We start from the raw sequence: 19974 nt of genomic DNA, 5'->3' as shown, positions 1-19974 counted from the left end.
TTCGACAGGCTCAGGGACCCAGGGGGCAGGCTCAGGGACCCAGGGGGCAAGCCCCATGCCCCAGGTCTCGGCGACCCCGGCCACGGCCTCCGACACCGAGCTCGCGCAGGCCCGCGAGATCATCCGTGTCATCTCGGACTCGTACTCGACCAAGATGGTCGGCCAGGAACGGCTGCGCACCAGCCTGCTGGTCGCCCTGATCGCCGGCGGTCACATTCTGCTCGAGTCGGTGCCGGGCCTCGCCAAGACCACCGCGGCGAGCACCCTCGCCGACACCGTGAAGGCCAGCTTCAAGCGCATCCAGTGCACGCCCGATCTGCTGCCCGGCGACATCACCGGCAACCAGATCTACGACGCGTCCTCCGGCACCTTCCGCACCGTGCTCGGTCCTGTGCACGCGAACTTCGTGCTGCTCGACGAGATCAACCGCTCCAGCGCGAAGACCCAGTCGGCGATGCTCGAGGCGATGCAGGAGCGGCAGACCACGATCGGCGGCGAGGTGCACCCGCTCCCCCGTCCGTTCCTCGTGATCGCCACGCAGAACCCCATCGAGCAGGAGGGCACCTACGAGCTGCCCGAGGCCCAGATGGACCGCTTCCTGCTCAAGGAGATCGTGGAGTACCCGAGCCCCGCCGAGGAGTTCGAGATCCTCGGACGCATCGATTCCGGTGTGCTCGACCCCGACAGGCATGTACCAGGCGCGATCAGCCTCGACGACGTGCGCACGCTGCAGGAGACCGCCTCCCGCATCTACGTCGACCCCTCGATCCGCAACTACATCGTGCAGCTCGCCTACGTCACCAGGAACCCTGCGCCCTACATCGGCGAGGAGCGCGCCCGGTACATCAAGTACGGCGCCAGCCCCCGCGCGAGCATCGCCTTCCTGCAGGCGTCCCGCGCCCTCGCGCTGCTCAACGGCCGCACCCACGTGTTGCCCGAGGACGTTCGCGAGCTGCGTCACCTGGTGCTGCGGCACCGCGTGCTGCTGACGTTCGAGGCCGACGCCGAGGGTGTGCGCAGCGAGGAGATCATCGACCAGATCTTCGCCGCGGTGCCGACCCCGTAGCCCGCATGTCCAGCCTGATCACGCAGGTGAAGAGCAAGCTCTTCATCCACTCCTCGAAGAAGTCGATGCACGCGCTCGACGGCGCCTATGCGTCGCTGCTGCGCGGCCGCAGCCTCGACTTCGAGGACCTGCGCCCGTACGAGTACGGCGATCAGGTGCGCGACATCGACTGGCGCGCGACGGCCAAGCACAACGAGCCCCTGGTCAAGCGGACGAAGGCCACCCGCATGCACACGGTGCTGTTCGTGGTCGACACCGGGCGCGGCATGCGCGCCCTCGCCGAGGACGAACGGCCGAAGTCCGAGTCGGCCGTGCTCGTGGCCGGCGCACTGGGCTTCCTCACCGTGCGGCACGGGGACGACTTCTCCGTGGTGCACGGCGACGCCGCCGGCATCCGACGCATCGCCCCGAGCGGAACCGAGGGCGGACTCGAACATGCCCTGCGGCGCATACAGCGCGCTGTCGGCGCCAGCACCGCGCCGAACGACCGCGATGCGCTGCTCGGCTACGTCGCGCGCACCATCGCGCGCCGCATGATCGTCGTCATCGTCACCGACGAGGAGCCCACCACCGACGAGACCGAGCGGATGCTGCGCCGGCTGAAGGTGCAGCACGACGTGCTGTGGGTGACGCTGCGGGACGCGGATCCGGTGCTGCCGGGTCCTGAGCGAGCGAAGCGAGACGAAGGGCGCTCAGGACCCGGAAAGACTCCGGCTCCTGAGCGAGGAGCGAAGCGACGAGACGAAGGGCGCCGCGACGTCGACACCAGCTGGCGGGTGCCGGACTTCGCGCACGGCGACCCCGAGATCATGGCCGAGCTGGCCGCGCAGGAGGCCGCCGACATCGCCCGCCGCGACGACCTGCTGCGCCGGCTCGAGATCAGCCACACCGAGATCGAGGGCCAGGACTCCGCCGTGCCCGCGCTGCTGAGGATGCTGAACCGGAGGTCGCATGCCCGCCTCTGACGACCTCTATCCGCCGGCGCAGTACGGCTGGGGCTGGATCCTGCTGGCCGTCGGCATCGTCGCCCTGCTCGCGCTCGGCGCCTGGCTCGTGATCGCCCTGACGAAGCCCAAGCGCAGCCTGACGGTCGCCGGCGTTCCGGCATCCGCTCCGCTTTTCGTCGACGTGCTGGGCGCCCTGCGCACCGACTACCTCGGCCGGATCCAGCAGATCGAAGATGCATACCGTTCACGGAATATGGATCCACATACGGCGAACCTCGAGCTCAGCCGCACGGTGCGCGCCTTCGTGAACGAGTACTCGGGCCTGGAGGCGCCGGTGCTCTCGCTCGATGATCTCGAGCACCGCGGCGTGCATCCCGCCCTGATCGACGCGCTGCGCCGGCACTACTACCCGAGCATCTTCCAGCGCGGCCCGGCCATCGACCCGGTCGCCGGCGCCGAGGCCGCCCGCAGGGTGGTGACCTCATGGCACTGATGAACGGATGGATGCTGCTCGTCGCCGCCGGAATCGTCGTGCTGGCGGTGGGCCTCGGCGTGCTGCTCGGCCTGCGCCACGGGCGCATCGGCGACGGCGAGGGCGCGCTGGTCTCCCGTGCCGAGCGGCTGCGCCGCCTGCCGTCGTTCCGCACCGCCGTGCGCCGGCGGATGACCGCGCTCACGGGCATCCTGGGTCTCGGTCTGATCGCCGCTCTGCTCGGCGGCGTCGTGGCCGCGCGCCCGATGGCGGCGCAGACGATCCAGCCGGTGAACACCAGCCGCGACATCGTGCTCTGCCTCGATGTCTCGGGCTCGATGACCGACGTCGACCGCGAGGTGATCGACGTGTTCGACAACCTGCTCGACGGGTTCAAGGGCGAGCGCATCGGCCTGACGATCTTCAACAGTTCGCCGGTGCAGGTCTTCCCCCTGACCGACGACTACGCCTTCATCCGCGACCAGCTGGCGCAGGTGCGCAAGGGCTTCGACTACCAGACCGACACCCCTGACCACTGGGTCGGCACGCTGAACGGCCCCGGCGCCTCGCTGATCGGCGACGGCCTCGCCGCCTGCACGATGCGGTTCGACCACCTGGATGACGAGCGCAGCCGCTCGGTAATCCTGGCCACCGACAACGAGGTCAACGGCGCACAGATCCTCACCCTCGACGAGGCGTCCGCCTATGCCGCCTCGCAGAAGGTGAAGGTGTTCGCGATCGATCCGATCGGCGACGCGAAGGTGCAGACCAGTGCCGGGCTGACGAAGGCCGCACAGGCGACCGGAGGTCAGGCGTACGGCCTGCGGGACACGACCACGGTCTCCGACATCGTCGGGCAGATCCAGAAGCAGGAGGCGGCGGCACTGCGGGGTCAGGCGCAGGTGATCTGGGCGGATGCTCCGAACCTGTGGATCGCCCTGCTTCTGGTCGCCGTGCTCGGCTTCCTCGCACTGCTGTGGGTGGTGAAGCTGTGATCCTCCAGCCCGTGCTCAATCCATTGCTGCTGGTGCTGCTGTGCGCACCGGTCGCCGCGGCGATCGTCTGGGCGCTCGTCAAGGTGCGTGGCCCGCGCTGGATCTGGGCGCTGCGCATGCTGATGCTGCTCGCCGCCTTCGCGATGCTGCTGCGTCCCGGAATCCCGGGCGGCAGCTCGCAGACGCTCGCCACCGACACCGACGTCGTGATCGCCGTGGACACCACGGCGAGCATCGTCGCCGAGGATTGGGCCGGCGGCAAGCCGCGCCTAGACGGCGTGCGCGCCGACGTGCAGAAGATCGTCGACGAGTACCCCGGCGCGCGCTTCGCGCTGATCACGTTCGACGCGACCGCGCAGCTCCGCCTGCCGCTCACGACGGATGCCACGGCGCTGATCTCCTCGCTCGACGTGCTGCGCCCCGAGGTCACCGCGCAGTCGCGCGGCAGCTCGATCGGCGTCGCGAACGAGCTGCTCGCGAAGACCCTGCAGTCGGCCGCGAAGGCAGCGCCGGATCGCGCCCGGATGGTGTTCTACCTGGGCGACGGCGAGCAGACCTCGCAGAACGAGCCGGAGTCGTTCGGCACGGCGCAGAAGTACGTCGACGCCGGCGCCGTGCTCGGCTACGGCACCGTCGACGGCGGGCCGATGAGGATCACGACCGGTCGCGGCGCGACCGGCTCGGAGTACATCGAGTACCAGGGCCAGGAGGCGCACTCGGTGATCGACGAGGAGAACCTCGGGAAGATCGCCGATCAGCTCGGCGTCGAGTACGAGCACCGCACCGCGGATGCCGAGATCACCCTGCCCGAGGCGCCGAAGACGACGACCGACTACGCCGAGTCCGGGGAGGTCGGCGACGTCGTCGAGCTGTACTGGGTGTTCGCGCTGATCATCGTGCTGCTGCTGGGTGTCGAACTCGCCCGCGCGACCATGCTCGTCACCCGGATGCGGGGGCTCGCTGTGCCCTCATCGGCTCCTGAGCGAGGAGCGCAGCGACGAGACGAAGGACGCCCTTCGTCTCGCTTCGCTCGCTCAGGACCCGGGTCGCGGATCCTGAGCGAGGAGCGCAGCGACGAGACGAAGGACCCGCGGCGCGATGAAGGGGGTGGCCGATGACGACGCAACTCGACCCGGCATCCGCTCTTCTCGCCGCGAACCGGCGGCGACGCCGCATCCGTCGCTGGATCGCGATCTGCAGCGTGCCGCTGGTGCTCGCCGGGCTCGTGCTGGTGGCGAAGCTGCTCAGCATGTACGCGTTCGCGCACCAGTCGATCAGCGCCTACGTGACCGGCGACTACGCCGGCTCCGAGTCCGCCGCGCACGGCCAGTCGTGGTGGAACGTGTTCGAGCCGTACAAGGCGCCGTTCAACGCCGGCACCGCTCTCGCCGGCGCCGATCGGCTGCCGGAGGCGCGCAGCGAGCTCGAGGACGCGCTGGAGCTCGCGAACGGCCTCGAGGAGTGCGACGTGCGGATCAACCTCGCGATCGTGGTGGAGCGGATGGGCGATGCCGAACAGGCCGGCGGCGACGCGGCGAAGGCCGCGGAGCTGTACGGCGAGGCGCTCGAGATCACCGTGGACACCCCGAAGGAGTGCGACAGCGAGCAGGCGCAGCAGCAGTCGTCCGACCCGAGCCGCGACATGGGCGACACGCTCGACGACCTGAAGGACCGCCTGCAGCAGAAGCAGCAGCAGGGCCAGCAGCAGCCCGATCAGGGCCAGGGCGGCGACGAGCAGACCGAGCAGCAGCCCGATCAGGGCAAGCTCGACGACATCGAGGGCAAGCTCGGTCAGGGCCAGCAGGATCGCGAGGATCAGCTCGGCGGCGGATCGGATGGCGACGAGGGCGCAGGCTCGGGGACGGACAAGCCATGGTAGACGAGCAGCGCTCCCGCTATCTCGGCGATGATCAGGGCGCGCCGCCGGTGCCGCCGCCCGGCGGCTATCACGGCGCCCGGCGCATGGCGCCCGCCCCCGCGGCACCCGCGGCGACGGAGACCGTGCAGATCGACGTTCCGAAGACGAAGGCGAACGCGCTGGGCTGGGTGGCGCTGGTCGCCTCGATCCTGTTCACCCTGATCCTGCTCGGCGCGATGACCGGCGGCGGGGCCGACCCGGTGTACTCGGTGACCGTCGTGGTGCTGCAGCTGGTCGTCGTCGGCGTGATCATCGCCGCGCTGCTGACCGCCAGGGGCCGGATGCTGGGCGCGATCGCCCTCGCGATCGCGCTGCTGTTCAATGTGGCCACGGTCGGTGCGGTGGGAGCCGTCATGGCATCCGCCACCGGATCCTACGACGGCGTGAAGAGCGAGGCGCAGAAGCACGAGGAGGCGTACCCGGGGGTGAAGGGCACCTCGAACTCCGAGGTGCTGAGCCAGTCCTCGCTCGAGGACGTGCAGGCGAACGGCGAAGAGCTGATGGCGGAGATCCGCGCACGGCTCACCGACGAGTTCGGCTACACCTGGAAGCAGTCCGGCACGCCGACCACTAGGCCCGAGCGCAACGGCTACGGCGGCGAATCGCTGCTGCAGCAGTACACCTCCGAGCAGTGGACGACGGTCGAGCCGGTGCGCGACAACGACCGCAAGCGCGAGATCGCGTCGGTGATCGACGAGGTGCTCGCCGAGCGCGACATGTACGCGCTGTACCCGCTGAACTCGTCCGAGTCGGGCATCTCGAACGACATGGTGGCGAAGCTGTACGGCTCGGCCGATGTCGAGGAGCAGCACACCTGGGAGTGGTACAGCGACGCCTACCCCGACCCGCTCATGCTCTACGTCGACGCGTTCGATCCGTCCAAGGACCCGACCGGCGCGGCCCAGGCCGACCGCGAGGCGAAGCACCAGGCCACCGGCGAGCCTGTCGAGGGCGTGCAGCTGACGATCATCGCCCGCAAGGTGCTCAGCGAGAAGGACCGCGCCGAGTTCGAGAAGCGCATCGGGGAGTACCCCGGGTTCTGATTCGCGTGACGCGCGGTGAGGTGTTTCCTCAGCCGCCGCGCGCTCCTAAACTCGCGAGAATGACTGAGCAGAACGCTTCGCTGGTCCGTCCGCTCTCCGATCTCCGCAGCACCGATGTGCAGCTCGCCGGCGGCAAGGGGGCGAATCTGGGGGAGCTGCTGCGCGCCGGGTTCCCGGTTCCGGACGGGTTCGTCGTCACGACGGCCGCGTACGACGCATTCGTCTCGGCGGCGGGCATGGATGCCGCGCTCGAGAAGCTCGCGGCAGGTGCCGATGCGGATGCCGCCCAGGAGGCGGCGGCGCTCTTCGCCGCCTCCGACCTGCCCTCCGACCTCGTCGAGCAGATCGCCGCCGCGTACGCCGCACTCGACGAGGGACCGGTCGCCGTGCGCTCGTCCGCGACCGCCGAGGATCTGCCCGGCGCCAGCTTCGCCGGCCAGCAGGACACGTATCTCAACATCGATGGCACCGCCGCAGTCGTGCATGCCGTGCGCCGCTGCTGGGCGTCGCTGTGGAACGCCCGTGCCATCGCCTACCGATCGCAGGTGGGACATGAGGCGGCCGCCGGCCTCAGCATCGCCGTCGTCGTCCAGCGGCTGATCCCTGCTGAGGTGGCCGGTGTGATGTTCACGGCGAATCCCGGCAACGGCCGCAGGGACGAGACGGTCATCACCGCGTCCTGGGGGCTCGGCGAATCGGTCGTCGGCGGCCTGGTCGAGCCCGATGAGTACACCGTGCACGACGACGCCGTCGACCGCCGCATCGCGACGAAGGCGGTCATGACGGTGAGAGTGGACGGCGGCTCGGAGCAGTCCGAGGTCCCTTCATCGCAGGCAGACGCCGCCACGCTCACCGACGCCCAGGCCCGCGCGCTCGCGGCGATCGGCGCCGGCATCCAGTCCCACTTCGGCGCTCCGCAGGACGTCGAGTGGGCGCTCGCCGACGGCGAGTTCCAGATCGTGCAGGCACGGCCGATCACCGCTCTGCCCGAACCCACCGGTGAGGTGCCGACCGACTGGCCACTGCCGCGCAAGGGCAGCCTGTACTTCCGCGCCAGCATCGTCGAGCAGATGCCCGACCCGCTGACGCCGCTGTTCGCCGGCCTGGTGAGCGACGCCGTGCCGTTCGGCCTGCGGTCGATGCTCAGCGGTGTCGCGCCGGACCTGTCGACGCTGGACATGGCGTTCCCGACGATCAACGGCTACGCCTATTACGACTATCCGCAGTCGACCTTCATCGCCATGCTCAAGGCCACGCCGCCGCTGATGCGCTTCCTCCTGCGCAAGGGCTATGCGATGGACAAGTGGCACGACGAGGCGTTGCCTGCCTATCGCGCCGTCGTGGCCCGCCACGCGGACGAGGATGCCTCGCAGCTGTCGGCCGCCGACCTGATCGCCGGCGTTCGGGAGCTGCTCGGTGCGGCGTGTGCGTACTACAGCATCGTGCAGATGGTGATGCCGCTGGCCGGCATGAGCGAGGTGCTGTGGACGAAGCTGTACGACTCCACGATGCGCCGCGCGGGCGACCCGCAGGCATCCGACTTCCTGCTCGGGTTCGATTCGGCGCCGATGCGCTCGGAGCGTGCGCTGCACGAGCTGGCCGAGTGGTGCCGGACACAGCCGGGTCTGGCGGAGAGCCTTGATGCCGGTGACGACCTGCCCGAAGAGTTCCAGAAGCGCCTCGACGCGTACCTCGCCGAGTACGGTCACACCGTCTACAACCTCGACTTCATCAACCCGGTGCCCGCGGATGATCCCGAGCCGGTGTTCGAGACACTCAAGCACACGATCGCGGGTAACGCCGCAGACCCGGGCGAGCGGCAGCGAGCATCCGCGGCACGGCGCGAGCGCATCACGCGTGAACTCATCGCGCGACTGGATCCGGTACGCCGTGAGCTTGCCGAGCGCCGACTCCGATCCGCCCAGCTGTGGGCTCCGGTTCGGGAGGACGCCCTCGCGGCGATGGGGCTCGCCTGGCCGGTCCAGCGCCGGCTGCTGCGCGAGCTCGGCGCTCGGCTCGCGGCATCCGGCGCGCTGGAATCCGTCGAGGATGTGTTCTGGATCACTGCGGCAGAGGCGGATGCCGACGCCGCTGCGCTGGACAGCGGCGCTGCGCTGCCCGATCACCGCGCCGACGTCGACGAGCGACACCGCACCTGGCGCGGCCGCCGGCTCGCGACACCGCCGCAGTATCTGCCGAAGGGCGGGTGGATGACGTCGATGGAGCGCTTCATGCCGGCGAGGGAGAGCGATGAGACGGGGCCCGTGCTGCACGGTACCGGCGGGTCGGGCGGCCAGGTGACGGCCCCGGCGCGTGTGCTCGGCGGCACGGCGGATTTCGCGAGCTTCCAGCCCGGCGAAGTGCTCGTCGCATCCATCACGACCCCGGCGTACACACCGCTGTTCGCGCTGGCCTCGGGCGTGGTCACCGACATCGGCGGCGTGCTCAGCCACGGCTCGATCGTGGCGCGCGAGTACGGCATTCCCGCGGTGCTCGGCACCGGCAGCGCAACCAAGCGCATCTCCACCGGAGACGTGCTGACCGTGAACGGCGCGACCGGCACCGTGCGGCTGGACGGGGCGCCGGATCAGGCGGCGGATGCCGCTGTCGAACCGAAGCGCGGCAAGGTGCTGGCCATCCTGCTCGGCGTCGCGGCCGCTGCCGGGGTCGTGCTGCTCATCGCGCGCCGCAGGCGGCACTGAGCGATGTGTCGAGAAGACAGGCCTGATCAGCCCAGGAACGACAGCCCCGCTGCCACGGTGAAGCCGAGCACCGTGAACAGGCCGGTCGACTCCTTGGCCTTGGACTGCGCCTCGGGCACCATCGAGTCGACCAGCATCACCAGCAGCGCGCCGGCGGCGAACCCGTCGACGGCGGCCTGGAAGGCCGGGCCCACGGCATCCGTGATCGCGAAGCCGGCGACGGTCGAGAGCATGCAGACGACGGCCACGGCCGTCCACAGCAGCAGCATCCGCGACTTCTTCATGCCGGTTTCCAGCAGGTCGGACGCCGAGCCGATCGACTCCGGCAGGTTGGAGACCAGGATCGCGACCACGAGCGCCAAGCTGACGCCGTCGCCAGAGGCGAGGCCGATGCCGAGCACGAGCTGTTCAGGGATGCCGTCGAGCAGAGCGCCGATCGCGAGCGGCATGCCGGACGGGCCTTTCGCCGCCGCGGCCCTCGCGTCGACGATGCGATCGGCGACGTAATAGGTCAGCGCGCCGACGGCGAGACCGGCGACGAGAGGTACCGGGCCACCGAGACCCAGCCCTTCCTGCACCAGCTCGAACGAGATCGACGAGATCAGCGCGCCGGCGCCGAACCCCAGCACGATGCCGAGCAGACGCGGCGGCCAGCGTCGCAGCGTCGCGAGCCACGCGCCGACGAAGAGCGGCGCCGCGGCGACGGCGCCCCACAGGAAAGCACCACCCATGCAAGGAGGTTAGTGCAGCTCCCGGCGCCGTCGGAACGACACTTTGCTCCTTGCGCCCTGCTGGTGCGCGTCACGGCCGGCCTTCGCCGCGACCTCCGGCGTGTGGAAGGAGGGTAACGCCGCCCCGTGCCGCTCCGCACCGACGAAAACCTCCTTCCCGCACGGGCGGTCCGGCGGGTGCGTCAGGAGCGGCGCGCGTCAGCGCAGCGTGCAGGACGTCGTGCCGGTCACCTGGTTACTGTCGCCGTCCGCGCGCACGCCGTCGCAGTTCAGGTCGCCGCCGACCGTGTTCTTCACGAGGGTGGCGTGCTGGGCGTCCGAGATGTCGAGCGTGCCGCCGACTTCCGTGAGCTTCACGACCACGCCCTGGGTGCGGGTGATCGACAGATCCCCGCCCACCTTCGAGCCGGTCACGACGATCTCGCGCAGGCCGCCGGCGGTGACGCCGCCGTCGAAGGCGCTGTCGATGAGCTTCACGATCTCGTAGCCCTCGAAGGACAGGTCGCCGGTCACGTTCTGGCCGGTCACGATGCAGGCGCCGTCGTCATCGGCGGGCCCCGCCTCGCACAGCGCGTCGGCGCGCTCGACCGGCGTGGCGGCATCCGTCTCGCCGGCATCCGTCGTCTGCGTCGCCGACGGAACCGGCGGCTTCGCGGCATCCTCCGCCTGCGGCGCGCAGGCCGACAGGCCCAGCGCGAGAAATGCGGTGACGAACAGCATGCCGGTGGTGCGGCGCATTGCGATCTCCAGAGTTCCGTGGCAAAGGAACCAGGGTAGCCCGGGCCCTTTTCACAGGCCAGTCCGCTGGCGCGCCCTGCGCGTGGCGGCCAGGATGGACATGGGATAAGGGGGGACCGCCCCGATGGATGACTGGAGACGCCATGGATCACAAGCCCGCTTCGGCAGCAATCAAGGCGCAGCACGACGCTGCGCTCAAGAATCTTCCGTTCGACGACACGACCGACTTCGATGACACCGCACGCGGGCTGATCGCAGAGCTGAAGCCGAACGTCGTCAAGAACGCGGACGGCGAGGTCGTGTGGGACAACGACACGTATGCCTTCATCGACGGCGACGCCCCTGACACGGTGCACCCGAGCCTGTGGCGGCAGTCCACGCTGGTGGCGCGCGCCGGTCTGTTCGAGGTCGTTCCCGACGGCATCTACCAGGTGCGCGGCAGCGACCTCTCCAACATGACGATCATCGAGACCGACACCGGCATCATCGTGATCGACCCCCTGATCTCCACCGAGACCGCCGCCGCGGCCCTCGCGCTGTACCGCGAGCACCGCGGCGAGCGCCCCGTCGTGGCCGTCCTCCACACGCACTCGCACATCGACCACTTCGGCGGCATCTTCGGCGTCACCTCCCAGGAGGAGGTGGATGCCGGCACGGTGCAGGTCATCGCCCCTGAGGGCTTCGTCGAGCACGCCGTGTCCGAGAACGTGTACGCGGGAACGGCGATGGGTCGTCGCGCGGGCTACATGTACGGCGCCGCGCTCGAGCGCGGTCCGCAGGGCGCCGTGGGCGCCGGCCTCGGACAGACCACCTCCACCGGTGAGGCGGGGATGATCGTGCCGACCCTCTTCATCACCACCACCGGCGAGACGCACACGATCGACGGGATCGAGATCGAGTTCCAGATGGCGCCTGGCACCGAGGCTCCGTCAGAGATGCACTTCTACTTCCCGAAGTTCCGCGCCCTGTGCATGGCCGAGAACGCCACGCACACGCTGCACAACCTGCTCACGCTGCGCGGCGCGGTCGTGCGCGACCCGCACGTGTGGTCGCAGTACCTCACCGAGGCGATCGCCACCTTCGGCTCGCGCACCGACGTCGTGTTCGCCTCGCACCACTGGCCGATGTGGGGTCAGGACCGCATCGTCGAGTTCATGGGTCTGCAGCGCGACCTGTACGCGTACCTGCACGACCAGACCCTGCGCCTGATCAACCGGGGATTCACCGCCGCCGAGGCGGCCGAGGCGTTCGTGCTGCCGCCCGCGCTGGAGAACGCCTGGCACGCCCGCGGGTACTACGGGTCGGTCAGCCACAACGTCAAGGCGATCGTGCAGCGCTATCTGGGCTGGTTCGACGGCAACCCGGCACGGCTGTGGCCGCACCCGCCGCAGGAGCAGGCGAAGCGCTACGTCGCCCTCGCCGGGGGCATGGACAACATCGTCGCCGCGGCGCAGACCGCGTACGACGAGGGTGACTTCCGCTGGGCTGCGACCCTGCTCGACCACGCGGTGTTCACCGACGAGAACCACACCGCAGCGCGTGCACTGTACGCGGACACCCTGGAACAGCTGGCCTACGGCTCCGAGAACGGCACCTGGCGCAACTTCTTCTTCTCGGGTGCGACCGAGCTGCGCGGGAAGAACTTCGGCACCCCGACCGTGACCAACGCGCCGTCGATCGTCGCGAACCTGACCGCCGAGATGCTGCTCGACGCGATCGCGATCAAGATCGACGGCCCCAAGGCATGGGACCTCGACCTGGCGCTCTCGATCGAGTTCACCGACCTGCAGCGCACGTTCCGCGTCACGCTGCGCAACGGCGTTCTGGTCTACCTCGAGGACGGCGAGGGCGACGTCTCGCTCACCCTCCGGCTGACCAAGGCGCGGCTCATCGCCCTGGCAGCCGGTGACGCCACCTCCCCCGGCATCGAGACCGAGGGCGACATCGAGACGATCAAGAGCATCCTCGCCGTCGTCGATCCCGGCGACCCGGCGTTCGCGATCGTCACGCCGTGACATCCGTCTGATCGGGCCGGAGCCCCGTCGCCTCGCGCGGCGGGGCTCCCGTCGTACCCGGCATCCGGGCCGGAACGCGCGACGCGCCGCCGATAGACTTGATCGCATGTCCAAGGTCCTTCAGTCCCTCCCCGTCGGCGAGCGCGTCGGCATCGCGTTCTCCGGAGGTCTCGACACCTCCGTCGCCGTCGCGTGGATGCGCGACAAGGGTGCGATCCCCTGCACCTACACCGGCGACCTCGGTCAGCCCGACGAGGACGACATCGAGTCGATCCCGGGCCGTGCGCTGGAGTACGGCGCCGAGGTCTCGCGCCTCGTCGACGCGAAGACCGCGCTGGTCGAGGAGGGCTTCGTCGCCCTGCAGTGCGGCGCCTTCCACATCCGCTCCGGCGGCAAGACCTACTTCAACACCACGCCGATCGGCCGTGCCGTCACCGGCACCATGCTCGTGCGCGCGATGAAGGAGGACGGCGTCGACATCTGGGGCGACGGCTCCACCTACAAGGGCAACGACATCGAGCGGTTCTACCGCTACGGCCTGCTGGCCAACCCCCGCCTTCGGATCTACAAGCCCTGGCTCGACGCCGACTTCGTCACCGAGCTCGGCGGCCGCCAGGAGATGAGCGAGTGGCTCGTCGAGCACGGCTTCCCGTACCGCGACTCCGCCGAGAAGGCCTACTCGACGGATGCGAACATCTGGGGCGCCACGCACGAGGCGAAGACCCTCGAGCACCTGAACGTCTCGCTCGAGAGCGTCGACCCGATCATGGGCGTGAAGTACTGGGACGAGTCGGTCGCGATCGCCACGGAAGACGTCACCGTCACCTTCGAGGCCGGCCGCCCTGTCGCCCTGAACGGTCAGGAGTACTCCGACCCGGTGGCGCTGGTGTTCGAGGCCAACCGCATCGGCGGTCGCCACGGCCTCGGTATGAGCGACCAGATCGAGAACCGCATCATCGAGGCGAAGTCGCGCGGCATCTACGAGGCCCCGGGCATGGCGCTGCTGTTCATCGCCTACGAGCGTCTCGTCAACGGCATCCTCAACGAGGACACCCTCGCGACGTACCACGAGCAGGGCCGGCGCCTCGGCCGCCTGATGTACGAGGGCCGCTGGCTCGAGCCCCAGTCGCTCATGCTGCGCGAGTCGATCCAGCGCTGGGTGGGCCTCACCATCTCGGGCACGGTCACGCTGCGGCTGCGTCGCGGCGACGACTGGACGATCCTCGACACCGTCTCGCCGAACCTGTCGTACGGCCCGGAGAAGCTCTCCATGGAGCGCGTCGGCGACGCGGCCTTCGGCCCGGTCGACCGCATCGGCCAGCTGACCATGCGCAACCTCGACATCGCCGATTCGCGCTCCCGCCTGGAACAGTACGCGGGTCTCGGCCTGGTCGGCGGCGCCACCGGCGAGCTGGTCGGACGCGTCACCGCCGGCGAGGCCGCCGAGATCACCGAGCAGGTCGAGGGCTCGGTCTCCGAAGCCGACGAGAAGCTGACGGATGCCGTGGACGTGGCCTCCGAGGGTGCTGCGTTCGACTCGGGCACCGACTGATACGAAGTCTCACGAAGGGCGGATGCTGCGGACTGCGGCATCCGCCCTTCGTCGTTCCCCCCCTTCGATTCGAATCGCGCAATTGACCCCATCTGAGGCCCGAGAGGGACCAGTTGAGCGATTCGAAGGAGGATTAACTTGCACAACATTGTGCAGGTTTGTACACTGGAACACATGACCACCGCCCGTGTGCCCCGCAGCGATGCCCGTGCGAACCGCGCCGGCATCCTCGACGCGGCCCGCACGGCGCTCGCGACCGACCCGCACGCGTCGGTCGACGTGATCGCCCGTGCAGCCGGTCTCTCCCGCCGCACGCTGTACGGTCACTTCGACGACCGCGACGCCCTGATCCGCGAGCTGATCGTCACCGGAGCGCAGCGCTTCAATGCCATCGCCGAGTCGATCACCGACACCGACTCGCGCCTCGCGCTCGCGCGGCTGGCGACGCGTCTCTGGCAGGAAGCCGCGCACGTGCAGTTCGCCGCCGTGCTCGCCCTCGACGAAGCGCACGTCGAGCACACGGCCGAAGCGCTCGCACCGCTGCGCCGCGCGGTCGCCGCACTCGTGCGCCGCGGCCAGGAGGACGGCAGCTTCCGCACCGATCTCGCGGCGCCCACCGTCGCGCGGCTGATCGAGGAGATGGCCCGCACGGTCGTGGCGAGGACGGATGCCGCGAGCGCGGGCGCCGCGGATGTGGCGGTCCGCACAGTGCTGAGCATCGCCGGCCTTTCCTGGCGCGAGGCGGATAGTCTGCTGGCAGCACATCCCGACATCGCGGAGGTCGCTGAATGAGCTCGGTCGGCACTCCGAACGCCTGGACCGTCTTCCGCCGCGACGTCGGTCGTCTCGCCCGCGTCAGCAAGGCGTGGATCATCATCGTCGGTGTCATCGTGACGCCGTCGCTGTACGCGTGGTTCAACATCGTCGCGTTCTGGGATCCGTACTCGAACACGCAGAACGTCTCCGTCGCGATCGTCAACCAGGACGAGGGCGCGACCTCCGACCTGACCGGCCCGATCGACGTGGGCGGCGAACTCGTCACAGAGTTGAAGAAGGATCACCAGCTCGGCTGGGAGTTCCTCGACGAGGACGAGGCGATGGACGCCGTGCGCAGCGGCGACAGCTACGCCGCGATCGTCATCCCTCCGGACTTCAGCCGCGACTTCCTCAGCGTCACGACGGGCGACATCACCCGGCCCGAGCTGAAGTACTACGTCAACGAGAAGGCGAACGCGATCGCCCCGAAGATCACCGACGTCGGCGCGTCCACGCTCGACAAGCAGATCAACAGCACCTTCGTCTCGACGGTGTCGCGGGTGATCACCGAGCAGCTTCAGGCTGCCGGCATCGACGTCGAGGGTCGGCTCACCGAGGCGCGCGACGATTCGATCACCGCGCTGGACGACGCGGTCGCGAAGGTCGCGGCCGCGCGCACGGGTCTCGCGGATCTGCAGAACGGCCTGACGGATGCGCAGGGCAGGCTCGACAGCGCCGCCGGCACGCTCGACAAGGTCGACCGGACGCTCGCCGACGTGCAGAAGTCGATCGCCCAGGCGCAGGCCCTCGCCGCCGAGACCCAGCAGGAGCTGCTCACCGTCACCGACAAGGTCACCTCCGCCTACGTCGAGGGGGCCGGTCTGCTCGCCGACGCATCCGGCAAGATGAGCGCCTCGATCGCGACGCTGTCGGCCGGTCTGCAGCAGGCGAACGTCGCCGTGGGGACGGCGATCGACGACATGACGGCCGTGATCAAGGCCAACGGCACTGCGCTCGACGAGCTGCAGGCCGCGCTGGATCAGACCGACCCGAACTCGGATGCCGCGCAGAAGCTGCGCGCGGCGATCGACGCCCTGCAGCAGCGCAACGCCGCAGACCAGCAGGTGCTCGAGCAGCTGAAGACGCTGAACGGCGACGTCACGAACACCCTGAAGTCGCTCGATGCGGCATCCGGCAAGGTCGATGCCGCGGTCAAGCAGGCAGCGACCTCGGCGAGTGACATCCGCGCCGCGCTGATGAACAACGTCCCCGACCTGAACCGGGCGATGTCGGCGCTGTCGGCCAGTGCCGACGGGTTCTCCGCCGCCGTGGGCGCGCAGCGCTCGCAGGTGGCGCAGGCGCAGAACCTGCTCGCCGGACTGAAGTCCCAGCTCGCCTCGACGACCACCGCGCTCACCGCCCTGGACGGCAACCTCGCCACCGCCGAGGAGGGCCTCGGCACGGTGCGCACCGACGTGCTGGCGCTCGGCTCCGCCGACCTGTGGCAACGGCTCAGCGAGATCAGCGGACTCGACCCCGAGCAGATCGCCGACTTCATGGCCTCTCCAGTGCAGGTGCACGAGAACGTGATGTTCCCGACGCAGGCGTACGGCTCCGCGATGGCGGCGCTGTTCACGAACCTCTCCCTGTGGATCGGCGCCTTCGTGCTGATGGTCATCTTCCGACTCGAGGTCGACACCGAGGGCGTCGAAGGCGTCACGGTGCGCCAGGCGTACATGGGCCGCTGGATGCTGTTCGCCGCGATCGTGTTCTTCCAGGCGCTGCTGGTCTCGATCGGCAACCTGATTATCGGCGTGCAGACTGCGAACGCGTTCGCCTTCGTCGGCACCAGTGTGCTCATCGGGCTGTCGTACCTCAGCATCATCTATGCGCTCTCGGTCGTCTTCGGCTATGTGGGCAAGGGGCTGGCCATCCTGCTGGTGATCTTCCAGATCCCGGGGGCATCCGGTCTGTATCCGATCGAGATGATGCCGGACTTCTTCCGCAGCCTGTACCCGTTCCTGCCGTTCACCTACGGCATCGACGCGCTCCGCGAGACGATCAGCGGCTTCTACGACGGAGCCTGGTGGCGCGCCATGGGCACGCTCGCCGTGTTCGTCGTGCTGGCCTTCGTGCTGGGTCTGTTCCTGCGACGGCGGCTGGGCAACTTCGCGCTGCTCTTCAACCGCAAGCTGGCCGAGAGCCGGCTGCTGGTCAGCGAGGACGTGCAGATCGTCGGCCGCCGCAGCACGCCCCAGATCATCCGTGCGCTGACCGACGGCGACGGCTTCCGCGCCGAGAACGCCGCGCGCGCACGGCGGTTCACCGAGCACTATCCGACCCGGCTGCGGCTCACCCTGATCATCGGCGTCGCCGTGATGGCCGTGATCGGCGTCGCTGCCTGGCTGCTGCCTGGCGCCAAGGCGTCGATGCTCGGCCTGTGGGCGCTGTGGTGCCTGATCCTCATCGCCGCGCTGGTCACGCTGGAGTACATCAAGCAGAGCATCGAACAGGCGTCCGAGCTGGGCGCGATGCCCGAGGCCGATCTGCGCCAGGCGCTGGTCGACGAGACGACCGGCGCCGGGATCCTGCACGACGACGCACCGCACGGCGCGCCGGAGGAGACGGATGCTGCGGCGAGCGCCTCCGCCGTCGGACCCGCGACCACCGCGACGGCGGTGCTCGAACGGCCCGAGCCGGAAGCCGACGCCGAGCCGGACGACGACACGGTCGTCCTCGAGGAGCTCTTCGAGCCGGATCCCGGTGAAGAGTCGGATCCTGCCGAGGAGCCGGAGCCCGAAACCGAGACCGACGATGAGGAGGAGCAGAAGTGAAGAACATCCTCGCCGTGCTCCGCTTCGACCTGCGCCGCGCGACCAGCAGCGTCATGGCCGTCATCGTGCTGTTCGGGCTGGTCGTGATCCCCTCGCTGTTCACGTGGTTCAACGTGATCGCGAGCTGGAATCCGTTCGAGAACACCAAGAACCTGAAGGTGGCCGTCGCGAGCGTCGATGAGGGCTACCAGAGCGACCTGGTGCCGATCCGTCTCAACGTCGGCGACCAGGTGCTGTCGGCGCTGCGCGCCAACGACGATCTGGACTGGGTGTTCACCTCGAAGGCCGACGCGATCGACGGCACGCGCTCGGGCGAGTACTACGCCGCGATCGTGCTGCCGCCCACGTTCAGCGCCGACATGATGACCTTCTACGCGAGCGGCTCCGAGCCGACCCGCATCGAGTACTACACGAATGAGAAGAAGAACGCGCTCGCCCCGAAGATCACAGAGCAGGGCGCCGGCGAGGTCTCCACGAGCATCAACGAGGTCTTCACCGAGACGCTCAGCGAGGCCGGGCTGAACATCATCACCTCGCTGTCGTCGTACCTCGATGACGCCGACACGCAGGCCGCGTTGTCGCGACTGCAGGCGCACGTCGCCTCGGTCGCCGCGCAGCTGCGGGCGGGATCGTCTACGGCCGACATGTTCACCTCGCTGATCGAGTCCAGCCGGCCGCTGGTCGACAGCGCCTCCGGTCTGGCGTCCTCCTCCGCCGACACCCTGCGCAGCGCGACCGGCGCGATCAGCGACGGCAAGCAGGCGGCGAAGGCGCTGAAGCAGACGCTCTCGACCACCACCTCCGCGCTCGGCACGGCCCTGTCGGCCACGGCCGACAGCTACCAGGCGGTGGCCGACAGCGTCGACGAGGTCTTCGCCTCCCTGGACGCGCAGTCGGCGAGCTCGGCCGACGCGCTGCGCGCCATCGGGGCGCGCGTGCAGACCCAGATCGACCAGCAGCAGAAGGTGCGCGACGACCTCGTGAACAACGTGCGGCCGCTGCTGCCGGACAGCGCGCTGGATGCCTTCGACTCGGCCATCTCACGGATCGATGCCGCAATCGCGCGCGAGCAGGCACTGCAGGTGCGGCTCGACGACGCGGCCTCGCAGATCGTCGCCGGCAACGCCGAGCGCCAGGCCACGCACGCCGAGATCACGAAGCTGATCGCCCAGGCGAAGGCGGCGGTGCAGGACGCCGGCAAGGAGTTCAAGACCAGCCTGCAGCCCAAGCTCGATGCCCTCGCCTCCACACTCGCCGATATCGGCCGTGACGTCGATTCGATCGGCGACGACCTGTCGTCCGCGGCGCAGTCGCTGTCGGGCTCGGACTCGCTGGGCAGCGTCCTCACGAAGGGCGAGGCTCTGACCTCGGGAATCTCGGCCTCGCTCGCCGAGACCGCCGACCGCTTCGACGAGCTCGACGCCGCACTGGCGAAGGCGGTCGACACCGGCGACCTGAGCGACCTGCGCACCCTGATCAGCGAGGACCCGCAGGCCCTGGCCACGTTCGTGGCAGAGCCCGTCGCGCTGGAGCGCGTGCCCGTGTACTCCGTCGTGAGCTTCGGTGCCGCGATGACCCCGCTGTACACGGTGCTCGCGCTGTGGGTCGGGGCGCTGCTGACCGCGGTGGCGATCCGCGTCGACCCGCCTCAGGACGAGGCGTCCGGTCTTCCGCAGCTCTCCCCCGCCGAGACCTACCTCGGCCGGTTCGGCATCTTCGCGATCGTGGGCTTCCTGCAGAGCTCGCTGGTGTGCCTGGGCAGCATCCTGTTCACGCAGGTACAGCCGCAGCATCCGTTCCTGCTGATCCTGGCGGGCTGGGTGAGCTCGCTGGTCTTCATGCTGATCATCTACACGCTGGTGGTCACGTTCGGGAACGCCGGCAAGGCGCTGTCCGTGCTGCTGCTGGTGATCCAGATCTCCAGCTCTGGTGGTGCCTACCCGCTGCAGGTGCTGCCGCAGTGGTTCCAGAACATCAGCCCGTGGCTGCCCGCCACGCACGCGGTGAGTGCGATGCGCGCGGCGATCGCCGGCATCTACCGGAACGACTACTGGGTGCAGCTGGGCTGGCTGGCGCTGTTCGCCGTGCCGGCGCTGCTGCTCGGGCTGCTGCTGCGCCTGCCACTCATCCACGGCAACCAGAAGATGCTGCGCGCGCTGGAGTCCACCAAGCTGATGTGACCAGGGTTAGGATGCCAGGGCAAGC

At 69.3% G+C, this 19974-nt stretch carries 15 protein-coding genes; 13 read left to right on the top strand and 2 right to left on the bottom strand.

Annotated elements, in window-relative coordinates:
- The first annotated feature begins 55 nt into the window (after positions 1–55).
- From GON06_RS03800 to GON06_RS03765, 8 genes are read left to right on the top strand one after another with little or no spacing between them, the layout of a single operon-like run.
- Entirely contained in the window at positions 56–1066 is a 1011-nt protein-coding gene (locus GON06_RS03800) for an AAA family ATPase (protein ID WP_157310974.1), read from the top strand.
- A 5-nt stretch (positions 1067–1071) separates the two neighbouring features.
- Entirely contained in the window at positions 1072–2031 is a 960-nt protein-coding gene (locus GON06_RS03795; protein WP_157310973.1) for a DUF58 domain-containing protein, read from the top strand.
- Positions 2018–2506 carry a hypothetical protein gene (locus tag GON06_RS03790; RefSeq protein WP_157310972.1) on the top strand — a complete coding sequence of 163 codons (489 nt, stop codon included), beginning with the start codon at positions 2018–2020 and terminating at the stop codon, positions 2504–2506. Before GON06_RS03795 ends, GON06_RS03790 begins: the two co-directional genes overlap by 14 nt.
- On the top strand, positions 2497–3480 hold the full coding sequence (locus tag GON06_RS03785) for a vWA domain-containing protein (RefSeq protein ID WP_232528144.1): 984 nt from the start codon (positions 2497–2499) through the stop codon (positions 3478–3480). Before GON06_RS03790 ends, GON06_RS03785 begins: the two co-directional genes overlap by 10 nt.
- Positions 3477–4598, top strand: a complete 1122-nt coding sequence (locus GON06_RS03780; protein ID WP_332837140.1) for a vWA domain-containing protein — start codon at positions 3477–3479, stop codon at positions 4596–4598. Before GON06_RS03785 ends, GON06_RS03780 begins: the two co-directional genes overlap by 4 nt.
- The gene (locus tag GON06_RS03775; RefSeq protein ID WP_157310971.1) at positions 4595–5359 is read left to right on the top strand and encodes a tetratricopeptide repeat protein; all 765 of its coding nucleotides are present in this window, start codon (positions 4595–4597) and stop codon (positions 5357–5359) included. The genes GON06_RS03780 and GON06_RS03775 overlap by 4 nt, the downstream gene beginning before the upstream one ends.
- Positions 5353–6441, top strand: coding sequence for a hypothetical protein (locus GON06_RS03770; RefSeq protein ID WP_157310970.1), 1089 nt, complete (start codon positions 5353–5355; stop codon positions 6439–6441). The genes GON06_RS03775 and GON06_RS03770 overlap by 7 nt, the downstream gene beginning before the upstream one ends.
- A 59-nt stretch (positions 6442–6500) precedes the next feature.
- Complete coding sequence (locus GON06_RS03765) at positions 6501–9143, top strand: PEP/pyruvate-binding domain-containing protein (protein ID WP_157310969.1); 2643 nt, start codon at positions 6501–6503, stop codon at positions 9141–9143.
- Positions 9144–9169: 26 nt separating this feature from the next.
- On the opposite strand, the gene GON06_RS03760 is transcribed toward GON06_RS03765, so the two are convergent.
- On the bottom strand, positions 9170–9874 hold the full coding sequence (locus GON06_RS03760; protein ID WP_157310968.1) for a ZIP family metal transporter: 705 nt from the start codon (positions 9872–9874) through the stop codon (positions 9170–9172).
- Between the two features lie 198 nt (positions 9875–10072).
- Positions 10073–10612, bottom strand: coding sequence for a hypothetical protein (locus tag GON06_RS03755; RefSeq protein ID WP_157310967.1), 540 nt, complete (start codon positions 10610–10612; stop codon positions 10073–10075).
- Between the two features lie 143 nt (positions 10613–10755).
- On the opposite strand from GON06_RS03755, the gene GON06_RS03750 reads away from it, so the two are divergent.
- From GON06_RS03750 to GON06_RS03730, 5 genes are all read left to right on the top strand, one after another.
- A complete protein-coding gene (locus GON06_RS03750) occupies positions 10756–12627 on the top strand; it encodes an alkyl/aryl-sulfatase (RefSeq protein WP_157310966.1) in 1872 nt (623 codons plus the stop codon).
- A 106-nt stretch (positions 12628–12733) separates the two neighbouring features.
- Positions 12734–14179, top strand: a complete 1446-nt coding sequence (gene argG, locus GON06_RS03745; RefSeq protein WP_157310965.1) for an argininosuccinate synthase — start codon at positions 12734–12736, stop codon at positions 14177–14179.
- 174 nt (positions 14180–14353) lie between these two features.
- Positions 14354–14971, top strand: coding sequence for a TetR/AcrR family transcriptional regulator (locus tag GON06_RS03740; protein ID WP_157310964.1), 618 nt, complete (start codon positions 14354–14356; stop codon positions 14969–14971).
- On the top strand, positions 14968–17769 hold the full coding sequence (locus GON06_RS03735) for a YhgE/Pip domain-containing protein (protein WP_157310963.1): 2802 nt from the start codon (positions 14968–14970) through the stop codon (positions 17767–17769). The genes GON06_RS03740 and GON06_RS03735 overlap by 4 nt, the downstream gene beginning before the upstream one ends.
- The gene (locus GON06_RS03730; protein ID WP_332837139.1) at positions 17766–19949 is read left to right on the top strand and encodes a YhgE/Pip domain-containing protein; all 2184 of its coding nucleotides are present in this window, start codon (positions 17766–17768) and stop codon (positions 19947–19949) included. Before GON06_RS03735 ends, GON06_RS03730 begins: the two co-directional genes overlap by 4 nt.
- Positions 19950–19974 lie beyond the last annotated feature (25 nt).

The sequence above is a fragment of the Microbacterium sp. MAH-37 genome (assembly GCF_009758255.1).
In the GTDB taxonomy this organism is placed as follows: Bacteria; Actinomycetota; Actinomycetes; order Actinomycetales; family Microbacteriaceae; genus Microbacterium.
The sequence above is the reverse complement of the archived record's forward strand: the minus strand, read 5'-3'. Positions and strand labels throughout refer to the sequence as shown.

What these genes read in the sequence shown, in the direction of transcription:
- GON06_RS03800 (WP_157310974.1), top strand. Translation starts at nt 56, where the DNA reads ATGCCCCAGGTCTCGGCGACCCCGGCCACGGCCTCCGACACCGAGCTC.
- GON06_RS03795 (WP_157310973.1), top strand. Translation starts at nt 1,072, where the DNA reads ATGTCCAGCCTGATCACGCAGGTGAAGAGCAAGCTCTTCATCCACTCC.
- GON06_RS03790 (WP_157310972.1), top strand. Translation starts at nt 2,018, where the DNA reads ATGCCCGCCTCTGACGACCTCTATCCGCCGGCGCAGTACGGCTGGGGC.
- GON06_RS03785 (WP_232528144.1), top strand. Translation starts at nt 2,497, where the DNA reads ATGGCACTGATGAACGGATGGATGCTGCTCGTCGCCGCCGGAATCGTC.
- GON06_RS03775 (WP_157310971.1), top strand. Translation starts at nt 4,595, where the DNA reads ATGACGACGCAACTCGACCCGGCATCCGCTCTTCTCGCCGCGAACCGG.
- GON06_RS03770 (WP_157310970.1), top strand. Translation starts at nt 5,353, where the DNA reads ATGGTAGACGAGCAGCGCTCCCGCTATCTCGGCGATGATCAGGGCGCG.
- GON06_RS03765 (WP_157310969.1), top strand. Translation starts at nt 6,501, where the DNA reads ATGACTGAGCAGAACGCTTCGCTGGTCCGTCCGCTCTCCGATCTCCGC.
- GON06_RS03760 (WP_157310968.1), bottom strand. Translation starts at nt 9,874, where the DNA reads ATGGGTGGTGCTTTCCTGTGGGGCGCCGTCGCCGCGGCGCCGCTCTTC.
- GON06_RS03755 (WP_157310967.1), bottom strand. Translation starts at nt 10,612, where the DNA reads ATGCGCCGCACCACCGGCATGCTGTTCGTCACCGCATTTCTCGCGCTG.
- GON06_RS03750 (WP_157310966.1), top strand. Translation starts at nt 10,756, where the DNA reads ATGGATCACAAGCCCGCTTCGGCAGCAATCAAGGCGCAGCACGACGCT.
- argG (WP_157310965.1), top strand. Translation starts at nt 12,734, where the DNA reads ATGTCCAAGGTCCTTCAGTCCCTCCCCGTCGGCGAGCGCGTCGGCATC.
- GON06_RS03740 (WP_157310964.1), top strand. Translation starts at nt 14,354, where the DNA reads ATGACCACCGCCCGTGTGCCCCGCAGCGATGCCCGTGCGAACCGCGCC.
- GON06_RS03735 (WP_157310963.1), top strand. Translation starts at nt 14,968, where the DNA reads ATGAGCTCGGTCGGCACTCCGAACGCCTGGACCGTCTTCCGCCGCGAC.